The organism is Burkholderia sp. Bp9143 (assembly GCF_003853645.1).
GTDB lineage: Bacteria > Pseudomonadota > Gammaproteobacteria > Burkholderiales > Burkholderiaceae > Burkholderia.
On sequence record NZ_QTPO01000018.1, the window covers coordinates 48,773 to 63,776 of the forward strand.

The following is a 15,004-nucleotide window of genomic DNA, read 5'->3' on the forward strand; positions in this document are numbered from 1 at the left end:
CCATGTTCGAGATCATTCGCGACAACTGGACCTTGCTGCTGATCGGCCAGTATCCGCACGGACCGCTCGGCGGCATCGTGCTGACGATCCTGCTGTCCCTCGCCGCGCTGGTACTGGCTTTCCCGCTCGGGATCCTCATCGCGCTCGCGCGGATCAGCCCGTTCGCGCCCGTGCGCGCGCCCGCCACCGCGCTCGTCTACGTGGTGCGCGGCGTCCCGCTGCTGATGGTCGTCTTCTGGGTGTACTTCCTGGTGCCGGTGCTGACCGGTTACCCGGTGACGGGATTCGTGACGATGCTGTGCGCGCTCGTCGTCTACGACTCGGCGTATCTCGGGGAAATCATCCGCGGCGGTATCGAGGCATTGCCGAAAGGACAGATCGAAGCGTCGCGCGCGCTCGGCATGAGCTACCTGAAGACGATGCGCCACGTGATCCTGCCGCAGACGCTCTACAACGTGGTGCCGAGCATGCTGACGCAGTTCGTGTCGACCATCAAGGAAACGTCGCTCGGCTACATCATCAACGTCCAGGAAATTTCGTTCGCGGCGGACCAGATCAACAATCGCCTGATGACGAAGCCGTTCCCCGTGTACCTGATTCTCGCGCTCAGCTACTTCGCGCTCTGCTATGCGCTGACGCAACTGGCCAAATACTGCGAACGCCGCGTCACCAGCAAGCGTGCCGGTATCAATGCGCGCCGGAAATCGGCGAACGCCGTTTCGCTCGCGGGCCCGGTTTCCCCCGGGAATTGAATCGCCTGAACTTTCAAGGAACTCGCATGATCAAGTTTTCCGACGTCAACAAGTGGTACGGCGAATATCACGCGCTCGTGAACATCAACGCCGAGGTGCACAAGGGGGAGGTCGTCGTCGTTTGCGGTCCGTCGGGATCGGGAAAATCGACGCTCATTCGCACCGTCAATCGCCTCGAGGAGATCAACCAGGGCGAAATCTCGTTCGACGGAAAGAGCATCCACGATCGCAAGCTGAGCGTGAACGAATACCGCAGCCGTATCGGCTTCGTCTTCCAGCAGTTCAATCTCTTTCCGCATCTTTCGGTGCTGGACAACATCACGCTCGCGCCGATGCGCGTCAGCGGCGTGAAGCGCGCGGACGCCGAAAAGCAGGCGCTCGATCTGCTCGCGCGCGTCGGATTGTCGAACAAGGCGAACGCGTACCCGCCGCAGTTGTCGGGCGGGCAGCAGCAGCGCGTCGCGATCGCGCGGGCGCTCGCGATGAATCCCCCGGCGATGCTGTTCGACGAACCGACGAGCGCGCTCGATCCTGAAATGGTCGGCGAGGTGCTGAACGTGATGAAGCGCCTCGCGCAGGAAGGGATGACGATGATGTGCGTGACGCACGAAATGGGGTTCGCGCGCGAGGTGGCGGACCGCATCTGGTTCATGGATGCGGGCACGATTCTCGAGACGGCGACACCCGACGCCTTCTTTACGGCGCCGAAGCATGAGCGCGCGAAGAAATTCCTGTCCGACCTGCGCTCGCATTGACGGTGCGCCTGATCGGCCGGAAGTTGCAGTAATCCTGGTGTTCGCTCCATTCAACGATGGACAGTCAAGTCTAAAAGGGGTTGCACGATGAAGAACTGGAAGGTTTTGGCGGGCGCGCTCGTCTCGTTCGGCGCGATGGCGAGCGCACTGCCGGCTCATGCCGATCAGCTGGCCGACGTGAAGGCGCACGGCGAACTGAATTGCGGCGTGTACTCGAACGTCGAGCCGTTTTCCTACCCGAACGCGCAGACGCGCCAGCTCGAAGGTATGGACGTCGATCTGTGCGATGCGATCGCGAAGCAGCTCGGCGTGAAGGCGAAGCTGTCGCCGCTCGCCGTCGAGGCGCGCATTCCGCAATTGAAGCTCGGACGCGTGGACGTCGTCGTGGCCAATCTTGCCTATACGAAGACGCGCGCGACGCAGGTCGCGTTCAGCGATGCGTACTATTCGACGAAGGAAGTGCTGGTCGTGAAGAAGGCCGACGGCGGCAAGAAGCTGGCCGATTTCGCCGGCCAGAAGATCAGCGCGGCCGACGGGTCGACGTCCGCGCAGTCGATTCCGATTTCGATCAAGGACGGGCAGGCCGTGACGTTCCACGATACGAGCTCGGCGTTCCTCGCGCTCGCGCAAGGGAAGGTGAGGGGCTTCGTGACCAACCAGATGACGGCGATCAAGATCGCGAAGCAGGTCGAGAGCACGGACGGCGCGGTGGCGATCGCTTCCGAGCCGATGCTGATCGAGCCGATTGCCGTCGGGCTGCGGCTGAACGAGCCGTCGATGCTCAACGCGGTGAATCAGGCGCTGGCGTCGCTCGAGAAGAGCGGGCAGATGGAAGCGATCTTCAACAAGTGGCTTGGCCCGAAGACGCCGTACGGCCTCGTGCGTACCGACAAGGTCACGCCGATCAATCAACTCAAATTCACGCCGGTGTCGTGACGCGTGCGGTCGATGGCGTGCATGCGCGCCATCGACCGGAATCTGGCCGGCTGTCGAAAACGGTGCATGAGAATCGGAATGGGATCAGGCGACGCGGTACGTAAGGTTGTCGTGATGGGCGTGTCGGGCTGCGGCAAGTCGACACTGGGTGCGATGCTCGCGACGGCGCTCGACGGCGTGTTCATCGAAGGCGACGCGCATCATTTGCCGGAAAGCCAGCGCAAGATGCGCGACGGCATCGCGCTTGACGACGGAGACCGCGAACCCTGGCTCGACGTGCTGGGCGGCATGATGGCGGACGGACGCACATCGGTGGTGGTGTCGTGCTCGGCCTTGAAGGCAGCCTACCGAGCGCGATTGCGCGCGCGCGTGCCGGATCTGCGGTTCGTGTTTCTCGACATCGACAGGACGGAAGCATGGCGGCGCGTCGCGGCTCGCCTGGGGCACGCGTTTCCGCCCACGCTCGTCGCGAATCAATTCGAGGCACTCGAGTCGCCGGTCGGTGAAGATCGCGTGCTTCGTTTGTCCGCCTCCGACCGGCGGGAAGCGAACCTCGTGTCCGTGATTGAATGGCTGGCTGGATCGACTCACGGCATCGGGCGTGACGAAGGGCGGCAAGACGGGCCGAAAGCATGGAGGTAGGGTGCTGCGACGTGCGACGGAACGACACGTGCTGCCGGTCCTCCGTACACACTGGATCGCAGGCGTGTGCACGTCGAACCGTCTGCCGCTGCTTGCCGCGATCGGCAACGCACTTGCCGGCGTGATCGAGCGCGGCGTCACGCACGAACCGGTCGTCGATGGCGGCCCCGCCCGCCTCAGCTCCGCTCCTGTTCCAGCCAGCGTCGCTGCGACGCATAAAGATGCGTGCGCATCGCCGCCTGGGCCATCAGCACCTCGCCGTTTTCCAGCGCGTGCAGAATGGACTCATGTTCGTCGAACGCCTTGGCCCACGTCTGCTTGCTTTCGGCGCGCGCGCTGACGCGCGACGAGATCGGACTGTGGCGTCCGTCGAACAGCTCGCCCACCAGCCTGACCAGCACCGAATTGCCCGTCATTGACGCGATCGCGACGTGAAACTCGCGATCGTGCTGCAGCGGGGAGCGGCCCTCCGCAATGGCCGAGCGCATGGCTTCCACCGCGCGGCGCACAGGCTCGAGCAATTCGGGCGTCGCGCGCGCGCAGGCGAGTTCGACGACGCTGCCCTCGAGCGCGGCACGGGCGTTCGTCAGCTCGATCGGGTTTTCGCCCAGCGGTGTCGCCGGCGCGTTCGACGCCTTCGCCGGAGGGCACACGAACACGCCGGAGCCCATCCGGACCTCGACGATGCCTTCGATCTCCAGCGCAATGAGCGCCTCCCGAACCGACGGGCGCGATACGCCCAATTGCTGGGCCAGATCGCGTTCCGGCGGCAGGCGTTCTCCGTCGGCGAACCGCCCGTCTTCGATGAGCGAACGAATCTGGTCGGCGATGCGCTGATACAGGCGGCGGGTATCCACCTGTTTGAACTGGTCCAGCAATGCTCCCCCTTGCCCGCGTACCGCGGATGTCTGTTCTGAAGCAGTCAGTCTACTGCACTTTGAATGGCCTGACCAATTTACGGGGGGCAGGCCAAGCCTTCGCGTGGCGGCGGAAAGCCGGTTCGTCAAATTGGCCTTACCAAATGCCTGGCACTCGAGCGGGTTGCCAATTCCGCGCCGTGCCTAATGGCGGCGTGTGCTAGGGCGGAGCGGCATTCTTCCGACGAAATACGCCCTGTCGCCGCGCGAACTAGGGATTTTCCATGAAATCCTGAAATTGGCTTGACCAATGCTGGCCAGACCAATAGCCTGTGTTTGGTCAGGCCAATTTGCGGGCACGTTCCCGCGCCGTCCCATTTCAACCGTTATCGAGACATCGATGAGAACTGTCATTTGTGAAGAACCCGGCCGCCTTGTCGTGGCCGAGCGCCCGATGCCGGCAGCCGGACCCGACGATGTACTGATTCGCGTGAAGCGGGTCGGTGTATGCGGCACCGACATGCATATCTTCACCGGCAACCAGCCGTACCTCGCCTATCCGAGGGTGATGGGGCATGAACTGGCGGGCGTCGTCGAGACGGCGCCGGCCGGCGCGCGCGTGAAGGCCGGCGACCAGGTCTACGTGATGCCGTATCTGTCGTGCGGGTCGTGCGTCGCGTGCCGCGCGGGCAAGACGAATTGCTGCACCCGAATCCAGGTGCTGGGCGTGCACGCCGATGGCGGCATGGCCGAATACCTCGCCGTTCCGCACGCGTTCGTGTTCAAGGCCGATGGCGTCACGCTCGATCAGGCCGCGATGATCGAATTCCTCGCGATCGGCGCGCACGCGGTCGCGCGTGCCGACGTCCGGCCGGGGCAGCGTGTGCTGGTCGTCGGCGCCGGGCCGATCGGCATGGCCGCACTGATCTTCGCCATGCTGCGCGGCGCGCGGGTCAGCGTGCTCGACGGCCGTGCGGACCGGCTTGCAGTCTGCGAGACGGCACTCGGCGCGCACGCCGCCGTGCTGCTCGACACGACGGGCGCCGCCACGGACGTCGCGCGTCTTGCCGAGCTCACCGACGGCGAGTTTTTCGACGTCGTGTTCGACGCCACCGGCAACCTCGGCGCGATGGAGCGCGGCCTCGAGTTCGTCGCGCACGGCGGCAAGTACGTGCTGATCTCGCTCGTCAAGGGACGCATCTCGTTCTCGGATCCCGAATTCCACAAGCGCGAGACGACCTTGCTCGCGAGCCGCAACGCAACGCCGGCGGACTTCGAAACGGTGCTCGACGCGATGCGTGCGGGCCGGGTGCCGACCGACGCGCTGAAGACGCACGCGCTGACGCTCGCCGATCTGCCCGACCGGTTCGCGCAGCTCCTCGAGCCGGATGCCGGCGTGATCAAGGCGCTCGTCGAATGCTGAGCGCGGGGGGCGAACCGATGGGCAATCCGATCCTGCAATTCGGTACCAGCCGCTTCCTCCAGGCGCACGTCGACCTGTTTACGTCGGAAGCGCTGGCCGCGGGCCGCGCGCTCGGCGCGATCACCGTGGTGCAGACGACCTCGAGCGCGGAAAGCCGCGCGCGGATCGACGCGCTGCGCGCCACCGGGCGCTATCCGGTGCGGATCCGCGGCCGGCGGCACGGCGAGACGATCGATCACGTGGTCGACTGCACGGCGATCACCGAAGCGCTGCATGCGGCGGAAGACTGGGCGCGGTTGCGCGAGCGCGTCGCAGGCGAGGTCCGGACGATCGTGTCCAACACCGGCGACAGCGGCTACGCGCTGTTCGACGATGACGGGGCCGATCTGCTCGACGGCTCACGGCCGCCGCGCGGCTTCGCGGCGAAGCTCGCGGTGCTGCTGCACGAGCGCTTCCGCGCCGGCGCGGCGCCCGTCACGCTGCTTCCGTGCGAGCTCGTCGCGCGCAACGGCGACACGCTGCGCGACCTGGTGGTCGGCGTCGCGCGGCGATGGGGCGCGGATGCCGCGTTCGTCGACTACCTGCTCGGCGGCTGCGTGTGGGTCAACTCCCTCGTCGACCGCATCGTGTCGGCGCCGATCCACCCGGTCGGCGCGATCGCCGAACCGTATGCGCTGTGGGCGGTCCGGCGCACGGCGGGGATGACGCTGCCGTGCGAGCACCCGGACATCGTCGTGACCGACGACCTGGAACGTTACGAGCGCCGGAAGCTGCTGTTGCTCAATCTCGGGCACACGGTGCTCGCGGAGCAATGGCTGGAGCGCGGCAGCATGCCGGACATGACGGTCGGCGCGGCGATGGACGATCCCGCATACCGCGCGCCGCTCGAAGCGGTATGGCGCGACGAGGTGATGCCGGTGTTCGATGCGCTCGGCGAACGCGACGCGGCGCTGGCGTACCTGGACGAGGTGCGCGACCGGTTCTCGAATCCGTTCCTTGCGCATCGGCTCGCCGATATCGCGGGCAATCACGACCTGAAGAAGGCGCGGCGACTGCGCCCGGCGGTCGAGCTGGCGCGCGCGCTGAGGTTGCCGATCGGTCAGCCGCGCCTGAGCGCGGCGCTCGGATGAACGCCCGCGGCGGAGCGGTCCGCCGCGGCACGCGATGAAGTGAAATGAAAGGGAGACACGCAACGATGACGACACGCATTATCGATGTGCAGGTACGTGACATTCGCTTTCCGACGTCGAGGAGCATGGACGGCTCGGACGCGATGAACGGCAATTCCGACTATTCGGCGACCTACGTGACGCTCGTCACCGATGCGGGCAACGGCCTCCAGGGACACGGGCTGACGTTTACGATCGGCCGCGGCAACGAGCTGTGCGTCGAGGCGGCGCACGCGCTCGCGAAGCTGTTCGTGATCGGCCGCTCGCTGGAGGAGATCACGGCCGACTTCGGCGCGTACTGGCACGAGATGGTTGCCGGCGACTGCCAGTTGCGCTGGGTCGGCCCGGAGAAGGGCGTGGTGCATCTCGCAACGGCGGCGCTGATCAACGCGATCTGGGATCTGTGGGCCAAGACGGCACGCAAGCCGGTCTGGAAATTCCTGGTGGACATGCCGCCCGAACAACTCGTGAACTGCATCGACTTCACGTACATCGACGACGTGCTGACGCGCGACGAGGCCGTCGCGATGCTGCGCCGGGTCGCACCGGGCAACGCGCAGCGTGAGCGGGAGATGCGCGAGCACGGTTTTCCCGGCTACACGACCGCGGCCGGCTGGCTGGGGTATTCCGAGGACAAGATGCGCGCGCTCGCCCGCGCGGCGGTGGCGGATGGCTGGACCCACCTGAAGCAGAAGGTCGGCGCGGATCTCGCGCAGGACGTGCGGCGGGCGGGCATCCTGCGCGAGGAACTCGGCTGGGACCGCAAGCTGATGATGGATGCGAACCAGAACTGGGGCGTCGACGAGGCCGTCGCGAACATGCGGGTGCTCGCCCGGTTCGATCCGTGGTGGATCGAGGAGCCCACCAGCCCGGACGACATTCTCGGTCATGCCGCGATCCGCCAGCGGATCGGGCCGATCGGCGTCGCGACCGGCGAGCACGCGCACAACCGCGTGATGTTCAAGCAATTCTTCCAGGCCGGCGCGCTCGATTTCTGCCAGCTCGATCCCGCGCGGCTCGGCGGGCTCAACGAAGTGCTCGCCGTCGTGCTGATGGCGGCGAAGTTCGGCGTGCCGGTCTGTCCGCACGGCGGCGGCGTCGGTCTGTGCCAGTACTCGCAGAACATCGTGATGTTCGACTACATCGCGGTGTCGGGCTCGCTGGAGCGGCGCGTGCTCGAATACGTCGACCATCTTCACGAGCATTTCGAGGCGCCGATCGTGATTCGCCGCGGGCGCTACATGCCGCAGGAGGCGCCCGGTTACGGCGTCACGATGAAGCAGGCCTCGCTCGATTCATACGCGTACCCCGACGGACCCGAGTGGCGAGCGTAATCGGACACGCATCACGACAAGAATCATTCCGGAGACAACGATGGATCACGATCCGCATCAATCGAAGCACCTTGCCAGCGCGGTCAGGAAGGCCGCGATCCGGCTCCTGCCGTTCCTCACGCTGATGTACGCGCTGGCGTTCATCGATCGCGCGAACGTCGGTTTCGCGAAGATCGCCTATCAGGCCGATACGGGCCTGAGCGATGCGGCATTCGCGTTCGGCGCCGGCATTTTCTTCATCGGTTACGCGCTGTTCGAAGTGCCGAGCAACCTCATCATGAATCGCATCGGCGCCCGGGTCTGGATGAGCCGGATCATGGTGACGTGGGGGCTCGTGTCGGCCTCGATGATGTTCGCGCATACGCCGACGCAGTTCTACACGATCCGCTTCCTGCTCGGCGCGGCCGAGGCCGGGTTCTTTCCCGGGATCATCCTGTACCTGACCTACTGGTTTCCCGCGAAGGGGCGCGCGCGTGCGCTGGGGCTGTTCTACTTCGGCGTGCCGATCGCGATGCTGATCGGCAACCCGCTGTCGGGCTTCCTGTTGCAGATGCATGACGTGTTCGGTTTGCGCAACTGGCAATGGATGTACGTGGTCGAGGGGCTGATGGCGACGGTGGTGGGCGTGATCGCGTTCTTCTACCTGACGAGCCGGCCGAAAGACGCGCGCTGGCTGACCGATGACGAAAAGCGCGCGTTGTGCGACACGCTCGACGCGGAAGAGCGCGCGAAGTCGCGGCATCTGTCCGCGACCGTGTTCGGTGTGCTGAAGGACCGTCGCGTGCTGACGTTCATCGCCGCGTACTTCTGCATCCAGATCGGCAATGCGCCGCTCGCGTTCTACCTGCCGTCGAAATTCGCCGCGACGATGGGCACCCAGATCGACGGAAAGATCGGGTTGCTGCTGATGATCCCGTGGCTGTGCACGATTGCGGCGATGATCGTCGCGACGCGTTTCGCGGATCGCCACGACAACCATCTGCAGGTCGCGACCGGCATGCTGACGGTCGGGATTCTCGCGTTCGCATCGATATCCGTGATCACTACGCCGGTGCTCGCGCTGCTCGCCTTCTGCATCGCGATTCCTGGGCTGGTCGCGTGCCAGCCGGTGTTCTGGTGCCTGCCGACGCGCTATCTCGGCGGGACGGGCGCGGCGAGCGGCATTGCGTTCATCGTGTCGATCGGCAATCTCGGCGGCTTCGTGTCGCCGCAGATCAAGGCGTTCGCGGACGCGGTGTCGCACGATTCGCGCACGGGCTTCGTCGTGGTCGCCGCGCTGTGTTTCGTCAGCGTGCTGCTGCTGCGCTCGTTGCGCGGGATGGGGCACGCGGCCGCGGAGCGCACCGCGGGCGGAGCGCAGGCCGGCTCGCATCGATGAACCGTTCGCCGGCGCGCGATTGTCACGCGCCGGCGCCGAACCACCCGTCAGGGATCCAGGATCACCTTCATGTCCTTCCACGTTACCGAGCCGGCCGCGATCCGGCTGCATCCGAACGATGACGTCGTGATCGCGACGCGCCAGCTGGTTTCCGGCACCGGGATCGCATCCGAGGCGCTCGTCGTTGCCGGCCTGGTGCCGCCCGGCCACAAGATCGCGACACGCGACATCGCGAAAGGCGAGCCGGTCAGGCGCTACAACCAGATCATCGGCGTCGCGCGCGAGGCGATCGCGCGCGGCCAGCATGTGCACGTGCACAACCTCGGCATGGCCGAGTTCGCGCGCGAGCACGCGTTCGGCGCCGGTGCGAGCCCGACGCAGTACGACGAAACGCCGGCGACCTTCATGGGCATTCGCCGTGACGATGGCCGAATCGCGACCCGCAATTACATCGGCATACTGACGAGCGTCAATTGCTCCGCGACGGTGGCTCGCGCGATCGCCGATCATTTCCGGCGCGACGTGCGCCCGCAGGCGCTGGCCGACTATCCGGCCGTCGACGGTGTGATCGCGCTCACGCACGGGCTCGGCTGCGGCATCGATTCGCAGGGAGACGGCATCGCGATCCTCCGGCGCACGCTGGCGGGCTACGCCGCGCATCCGAATTTCCACTCGGTGCTGTTCATCGGGCTCGGCTGCGAGACGAACCAGATCGGCGATGTGCTGCGCGAAGGCGGGCAGGCGGACGCCGCGCGCCTGCGCCACTTCACGATCCAGGAGAGCGGCGGCACGCGCAAGACGATCGAGCGCGGCATCGCGATGGTCACGGAGATGCTCGCGGACGCGAACCGCGCGGCGCGAGTCCCGATGCCGGCGGCGCATCTGGTGGTGGGCCTGCAGTGCGGTGGCTCGGACGGCTACTCGGGCATCTCGGCGAATCCCGCGCTGGGCGCGGCGGTCGACCGGCTGGTCCGGCAGGGCGGGACGGCGATCCTGTCCGAGACGCCGGAAATCTACGGCGCCGAGCACCTGCTCACCCGGCGTGCCGTCAGCCGCGACGTCGGCGAAAAGCTGCTCGCGCGAATCGCGTGGTGGGAAGCGTATTGCGCACGTCACGGCGCCGCGCTGGACAACAATCCGTCGGCCGGCAACAAGGCGGGCGGGCTCACGACGATCCTCGAGAAATCGCTCGGCGCGATCGCGAAGGCCGGCACCACGAATCTCGTCGACGTATACGAATATGCGCAGCGGATCGATGCGCGCGGCCTCGTCTTCATGGATTCGCCCGGCTACGACCCGATGTCGGCGACAGGGCAGGTCGCGTCGGGCGCGAACCTGATCTGCTTCACGACGGGCCGGGGGTCGGCATACGGCTGCGCACCGTCGCCGTCGCTGAAGCTCGCGACGAATACGGCGCTCTGGACGCGCCAGGCGGACGACATCGACATCGATTGCGGCGGCGTGATCGACGGCAAGTCGAGCGTCGACGCGCTCGGCGCCGAGATCTTCCGCGCGATGCTCGACTGTGCGTCGGGCCGGCGCTCGAAAAGCGAACTGCACGGCTATGGGCAGAACGAGTTCGTGCCGTGGCAGGTCGGCGTGATCACGTAGCCGCGCGTTGCGCGCGACCTCGTGCTTCAGGCGCCCGCGCCGCGGCAATCGTACCGTTCGCGCGGTCGTCCCGCATGCGTGGTTCGCGGCATCCGCTCAGGCCGGCGCGCCGCCCGTGGCGTCCTTGCGTTCGTCCCCGATCCAGTCGCCGAACAGCTGGATCTTCTGCTGCTGTTCGGCACCGCCCGGATACACGAAGTAATAGCCCATCCCCGTCGGCAACGAGATGTCGAACGGCATCACCAGCCGGTGCGCCGCCACGCTTTCGTCCGCGAGCGTCCGGTCGCCGATCGCGACGCCGTAGCCGTCGATCGCCGCGTGCGTCGCGAGATCCAGCGTTTCGAAGCTCAAGCCGCGCGTCGAGTCGACGTGCGGCACGCCCGCATGGTCGAGCCATCGTTTCCAGTCCCGGTGATCGCGGGTCGGATGCAGCAGCGTATGACCGGCCAGGTCGTCGGGGCTCGCGAGCGGCTGCCGGTCCGGCAGGTTTGGCGCACAGACCGGCGTGAGCCGTTCCTCGAACAACGGGATCGCGTGCATGTCGGGGCCGGCGCCGGCAGCATAGATCACCGCGGCGTCGAACGGTTCCGTGCGGAAATCGACGTGATGATCCCAGGTCGTCGTGATCTGCACCTGGAGTTCGGGATGCTCGGCCTGGAACCGCATGATGCGCGGCAGCATCCACTGCATCATGCAGGTCGGCACCTTCAGCGCGAGTTCGGTACGCCGGCGCGACAGGCGCATCGATACCTCCTCGATGCGCGCGAAGCTTTCGCGCACCGTCGGCAACAGCAGTTCGCCTTCGGCCGTCAGCGTCAAGCCCTTGGGCGTGCGCTTGAACAACGCGAACTGATAGAAGCCCTCGAGCGCGAGGATTTGCCGGCTCACGGCGCCCTGCGTCAGGCACAGGTGCTCGGCGGCGCGCGTGAAGCTGCCGTGACGGGCGACGATGTCGAAGATCTGCAGCGCGTTGAGGGAAGGCAGTCGTTTCATCGGGACAGCGGGTTCTGGAAATGGCGGCCGGCGGGGCGGTTGGCGCATGCCACGCGCACGAAGCGCGTGATGCATACGCGCTCAGTGCAGGATCTTCGCGAGGAAGTCCTTCGCGCGATCCGACTTCGGATTCGAGAAGAAATCGTCCTTGCGGTCGTCCTCGACGATCGCGCCCTTGTCCATGAAGATCACGCGATGGGCAACCTTCTTCGCGAAGCCCATTTCGTGCGTGACGACCATCATCGTCATTCCTTCCTGCGCGAGTTCGACCATCACGTCGAGCACTTCGTTGATCATCTCGGGATCGAGCGCCGACGTCGGCTCGTCGAACAGCATCGCGATCGGGTCCATCGACAGCGCGCGCGCGATCGCGACCCGCTGCTGCTGACCGCCCGACAGCTGGCCCGGGAACTTGTGCGCATGCGCCTTCAGGCCCACGCGATCGAGCAGCTTCATGCCCTTCTCGGTCGCTTCGTCCTTGCCGCGGCCGAGCACCTTGACCTGCGCGAGCGTCAGGTTCTCGGCGATCGACAGGTGCGGGAACAGCTCGAAATGCTGGAACACCATCCCGACCTTCGAGCGCAGTTTCGACAGGTTCGTCTTCCTGTCGCCGACCGACTGGCCGTTCACGAGGATCTCGCCCTGCTGGAACGGCTCGAGGCCGTTCACGGTCTTGATCAGCGTCGACTTGCCCGAGCCCGACGGGCCGCACACGACGACCACCTCGCCTTTCCTGACCTCGGTCGTGCATTCGGCGAGGACCTGAAACTGGCCGTACCATTTCGAAACGTTGCTGATGGAAATCATGGAAGGTCCTGGATCGTAATGAGGCGCGCGCGGCGCCGGTTCAGCGCGCCTTCGCGACGCGATAGCGGCGCTCGAGCGCGCGGGCATACCACGTCAGCGGGAAGCACATCGCGAAGTAGAGCAGCGCGACCATCGCGTAGATCGGAAACGGCTTGAATACCGCGTTGGTAATGATGTTGCCGGTCTTGGTCAGTTCGGTCAGCCCGATGATCGACGTGAGCGCGGTGCTCTTCACCGCCTGCACGAGGAAGCCGACGGTCGGCGGCAGCGCGATCTTCCACGCCTGCGGCCACACCACGTAGCGCAGCTGCTGAATCCACGTCATGCCGAGGCTTGCCGCCGCGTGCCACTGGCCGCGCGGTACCGCATCGACGCAGCCGCGCCAGATGTCGGCCAGATAGGCGCTTGCGTTCAGCGTCAGCACGACCGACGCGGCGACCCAGGGCGTCACGTCGATGCCGACGAGCGGCAATCCGAAGAAGCCGAGGAACAGTTGCATCAGCAACGGCGTGCCCTGAAACAGCTCGACGTAGAGCATCACGAAGCGGCGCAGCGCCGCCGACGCCGAGATGCGCATCGCCAGCAGCGCGAACCCGGCGACGCTGCCGCCGACGAACGTGATCAGCGACAGCAGCACGGTCCAGCGTGCGGCGAGCAGCAGGTTCCACGCAATATCCTGGAAAGTGAATTCGATCATCGTGCACGCTCCGTGGGAAGGCGGGTTTCAGGGGAGCGGGCGCGCCACGCGAAGCGGGCAACCCGAGTGCGCGGCGGCGCCGCTGCCGCGCCGCGACCCGCGCGGCCCGAGAACAGCCGCCGGCCGATGCGATTGAGCAGCATGCGCAGGGCGATCGACAGCAGCAGATAGATCGCGGTCACGACGATGTAGATCTCGAACGCACGGAAATTGCGCGACTGGATGAAGTTCGCCGCGTAGGTCAGGTCGGGCACCGAGATCTGCGACACGACCGCCGAGCCGAGCATCACGATCAGTACCTGCCCGAGCAGCGCGGGGTACACGTTCGCGAGCGCCTGCGGCAGCACGACGTGACCGAACACCTGCCGGCCGTGCAGCCCGAGCGCCCGCGCCGCCTGCACTTGCCCGTGCGGCACCGATTCGATCCCGGCGCGCAGGATCTCGACCGCGTACGCGCCCAGGTTGACCGTCATGGCGAGCACGGCCGCCTGCACTTCGTCGATGTGTACGCCGATCCCGGGCAGCCCGAAGAAGATGAAGAACAGCTGGACCAGGAACGGCGTATTGCGGATCAGCTCGACGTAGGCCGCGACGAGCGCGCGCGCCCAGCGCGGGCCGCCGAGCGCGATCCACGCGCCGCCGGTGCCGATCAGGCCGCCCAGCACGGTGGCGGCCGCGGTGAGACCGAGCGTCACGCCGATGCCGCGCGCGAGCATGCCGGCGTAGAGGCCGAAGTCGCTGAAGTCGAACACGTAGGTCATCGCGATGCCTTTCGTCGTGAATGCGGGGCGGAGGCGGTGCGCATCACAGATCGGCCGGCAGTGCCGCGTGCAGCCACTTCTGCGACAACGTGTTCAGCGTGCCGTTCTTCTTCGCGCCGGCGATCGCGTCGTTGACCTTCTGCATCAGGCGCGGCTCGTTCTTGTTCAGGCCGACGTGATCGGGCGAGCTGAACAGCGAGAACTTCTGCTCCGGATCGATCGACGGATGACGCGCGATGATCGTCGCGCCGACGTCGTTGCCGACCACCAGCAATTGCGCCTGTCCCGACAGGAACGCAGCGATCGCGCCGTTCGGGTCGTCGAAGCGCTTGATCGTCGCGCTGGGCGGCGCGACCTTGCTGACGCTCAGGTCCTCGAGCGTGCCGCGCGCGACCGCGACCGATTTGCCGGCGAGATCGGCGTTGCCCTTCACGGCCAGCGATTTCGGGCCGAACACCGCGAGGTAGTACGGCGCATACGCGTTCGAGAAGTCGATCACCTTCGCGCGTTCCGGCGTCTGTCCGACCGACAGCAGCAGGTCGGTCTTGCGGTCGGCGAGATACGCCATCCGGTTGTCGCCGGTGACCTGCACGAGTTCGACTTTCGCGTTGAGCGCCCGGCCGATCAGGTTCGCCATGTCGATGTCATAGCCTTGCGGCTTCATGTCGGGGCCGATCGAGCCGAACGGCGGGTAGTCCTCGAACACGCCGATGCGCACGACGCCGGATTTCGCGATCGTGTCGAGCGCGTCGGCATGCGCGAGCGGCGCGAAGGCGGCAAGGCTCGCCGCGCCGGCACAGGCGCAGAGGAGGACGGTACGGGCGAGCAGGCGCTGCACGTGACGGGTGGCTTGGGTCGTTGCGTTCATGGTGAGATCCTCGTTGCTGCG

The 15,004-nt window shown here is 66.3% G+C and carries 15 protein-coding genes; 9 read left to right on the forward strand and 6 right to left on the reverse strand.

Going from position 1 to position 15,004, the window contains the following annotated elements; all coding sequences use genetic code 11:
• Positions 1–2 precede the first annotated feature (2 nt).
• From DIE23_RS15730 to DIE23_RS15745, 4 genes are all read left to right on the forward strand, one after another.
• The gene (locus tag DIE23_RS15730; protein ID WP_124612976.1) at positions 3–752 is read left to right on the forward strand and encodes an amino acid ABC transporter permease; all 750 of its coding nucleotides are present in this window, start codon (positions 3–5) and stop codon (positions 750–752) included.
• A 26-nt stretch (positions 753–778) separates the two neighbouring features.
• On the forward strand, positions 779–1,507 hold the full coding sequence (locus tag DIE23_RS15735) for an amino acid ABC transporter ATP-binding protein (RefSeq protein WP_124612977.1): 729 nt from the start codon (positions 779–781) through the stop codon (positions 1,505–1,507).
• Between the two features lie 87 nt (positions 1,508–1,594).
• The gene (locus DIE23_RS15740; protein WP_124612978.1) at positions 1,595–2,443 is read left to right on the forward strand and encodes a transporter substrate-binding domain-containing protein; all 849 of its coding nucleotides are present in this window, start codon (positions 1,595–1,597) and stop codon (positions 2,441–2,443) included.
• Positions 2,444–2,464: 21 nt separating this feature from the next.
• Entirely contained in the window at positions 2,465–3,085 is a 621-nt protein-coding gene (locus tag DIE23_RS15745; protein ID WP_260436076.1) for a gluconokinase, read from the forward strand.
• Positions 3,086–3,261: 176 nt separating this feature from the next.
• Here the strand turns inward: DIE23_RS15745 and DIE23_RS15750 are convergent, their stop codons facing one another.
• Positions 3,262–3,963: a FadR/GntR family transcriptional regulator gene (locus tag DIE23_RS15750; RefSeq protein WP_124612979.1), complete on the reverse strand. Its 702-nt coding sequence runs from the start codon at positions 3,961–3,963 to the stop codon at positions 3,262–3,264.
• A gap of 379 nt (positions 3,964–4,342) precedes the next feature.
• Between DIE23_RS15750 and DIE23_RS15755 the strand changes: the two genes are divergently transcribed.
• The 5 genes from DIE23_RS15755 to DIE23_RS15775 all read left to right on the forward strand — a co-directional run bounded on the left by DIE23_RS15755 (position 4,343) and on the right by DIE23_RS15775 (position 10,857).
• Positions 4,343–5,365, forward strand: a complete 1,023-nt coding sequence (locus DIE23_RS15755; protein WP_124612980.1) for a zinc-binding alcohol dehydrogenase family protein — start codon at positions 4,343–4,345, stop codon at positions 5,363–5,365.
• Positions 5,366–5,382: 17 nt separating this feature from the next.
• Positions 5,383–6,495 carry a mannitol dehydrogenase family protein gene (locus DIE23_RS15760; RefSeq protein ID WP_124612981.1) on the forward strand — a complete coding sequence of 371 codons (1,113 nt, stop codon included), beginning with the start codon at positions 5,383–5,385 and terminating at the stop codon, positions 6,493–6,495.
• 65 nt (positions 6,496–6,560) lie between these two features.
• Positions 6,561–7,868, forward strand: coding sequence for an enolase C-terminal domain-like protein (locus DIE23_RS15765; protein WP_124612982.1), 1,308 nt, complete (start codon positions 6,561–6,563; stop codon positions 7,866–7,868).
• A gap of 40 nt (positions 7,869–7,908) precedes the next feature.
• Entirely contained in the window at positions 7,909–9,246 is a 1,338-nt protein-coding gene (locus DIE23_RS15770; RefSeq protein ID WP_124612983.1) for an MFS transporter, read from the forward strand.
• A gap of 69 nt (positions 9,247–9,315) precedes the next feature.
• The gene (locus DIE23_RS15775; RefSeq protein ID WP_124612984.1) at positions 9,316–10,857 is read left to right on the forward strand and encodes a UxaA family hydrolase; all 1,542 of its coding nucleotides are present in this window, start codon (positions 9,316–9,318) and stop codon (positions 10,855–10,857) included.
• Between the two features lie 96 nt (positions 10,858–10,953).
• Here DIE23_RS15775 and DIE23_RS15780 read toward each other — a convergent pair whose 3' ends face one another.
• The 5 genes from DIE23_RS15780 to DIE23_RS15800 all read right to left on the reverse strand — a co-directional run bounded on the left by DIE23_RS15780 (position 10,954) and on the right by DIE23_RS15800 (position 14,983).
• A complete protein-coding gene (locus DIE23_RS15780; RefSeq protein ID WP_124612985.1) occupies positions 10,954–11,850 on the reverse strand; it encodes a LysR substrate-binding domain-containing protein in 897 nt (298 codons plus the stop codon).
• Between the two features lie 81 nt (positions 11,851–11,931).
• Positions 11,932–12,657: an amino acid ABC transporter ATP-binding protein gene (locus DIE23_RS15785; RefSeq protein WP_124612986.1), complete on the reverse strand. Its 726-nt coding sequence runs from the start codon at positions 12,655–12,657 to the stop codon at positions 11,932–11,934.
• A 40-nt stretch (positions 12,658–12,697) separates the two neighbouring features.
• Complete coding sequence (locus tag DIE23_RS15790) at positions 12,698–13,354, reverse strand: amino acid ABC transporter permease (protein ID WP_124612987.1); 657 nt, start codon at positions 13,352–13,354, stop codon at positions 12,698–12,700.
• Positions 13,351–14,115, reverse strand: a complete 765-nt coding sequence (locus DIE23_RS15795) for an amino acid ABC transporter permease (RefSeq protein WP_124612988.1) — start codon at positions 14,113–14,115, stop codon at positions 13,351–13,353. The genes DIE23_RS15790 and DIE23_RS15795 overlap by 4 nt, the downstream gene beginning before the upstream one ends.
• 43 nt (positions 14,116–14,158) lie before the next feature.
• Positions 14,159–14,983 (reverse strand): transporter substrate-binding domain-containing protein, encoded by an 825-nt coding sequence (locus DIE23_RS15800; protein WP_124612989.1) that lies wholly within the window; start codon positions 14,981–14,983, stop codon positions 14,159–14,161.
• Positions 14,984–15,004 lie beyond the last annotated feature (21 nt).

Bases quoted from the DNA above. Each gene is read 5' to 3' on its own strand.
- DIE23_RS15775 (WP_124612984.1), top strand. From the start codon at position 9,316: ATGTCCTTCCACGTTACCGAGCCGGCCGCGATCCGGCTGCATCCGAAC.
- DIE23_RS15745 (WP_260436076.1), top strand. From the start codon at position 2,465: ATGCGCGCCATCGACCGGAATCTGGCCGGCTGTCGAAAACGGTGCATG.
- DIE23_RS15760 (WP_124612981.1), top strand. From the start codon at position 5,383: ATGGGCAATCCGATCCTGCAATTCGGTACCAGCCGCTTCCTCCAGGCG.
- DIE23_RS15795 (WP_124612988.1), bottom strand. From the start codon at position 14,115: ATGACCTACGTGTTCGACTTCAGCGACTTCGGCCTCTACGCCGGCATG.
- DIE23_RS15790 (WP_124612987.1), bottom strand. From the start codon at position 13,354: ATGATCGAATTCACTTTCCAGGATATTGCGTGGAACCTGCTGCTCGCC.
- DIE23_RS15730 (WP_124612976.1), top strand. From the start codon at position 3: ATGTTCGAGATCATTCGCGACAACTGGACCTTGCTGCTGATCGGCCAG.
- DIE23_RS15765 (WP_124612982.1), top strand. From the start codon at position 6,561: ATGACGACACGCATTATCGATGTGCAGGTACGTGACATTCGCTTTCCG.
- DIE23_RS15735 (WP_124612977.1), top strand. From the start codon at position 779: ATGATCAAGTTTTCCGACGTCAACAAGTGGTACGGCGAATATCACGCG.
- DIE23_RS15740 (WP_124612978.1), top strand. From the start codon at position 1,595: ATGAAGAACTGGAAGGTTTTGGCGGGCGCGCTCGTCTCGTTCGGCGCG.
- DIE23_RS15785 (WP_124612986.1), bottom strand. From the start codon at position 12,657: ATGATTTCCATCAGCAACGTTTCGAAATGGTACGGCCAGTTTCAGGTC.
- DIE23_RS15780 (WP_124612985.1), bottom strand. From the start codon at position 11,850: ATGAAACGACTGCCTTCCCTCAACGCGCTGCAGATCTTCGACATCGTC.
- DIE23_RS15800 (WP_124612989.1), bottom strand. From the start codon at position 14,983: ATGAACGCAACGACCCAAGCCACCCGTCACGTGCAGCGCCTGCTCGCC.
- DIE23_RS15770 (WP_124612983.1), top strand. From the start codon at position 7,909: ATGGATCACGATCCGCATCAATCGAAGCACCTTGCCAGCGCGGTCAGG.
- DIE23_RS15755 (WP_124612980.1), top strand. From the start codon at position 4,343: ATGAGAACTGTCATTTGTGAAGAACCCGGCCGCCTTGTCGTGGCCGAG.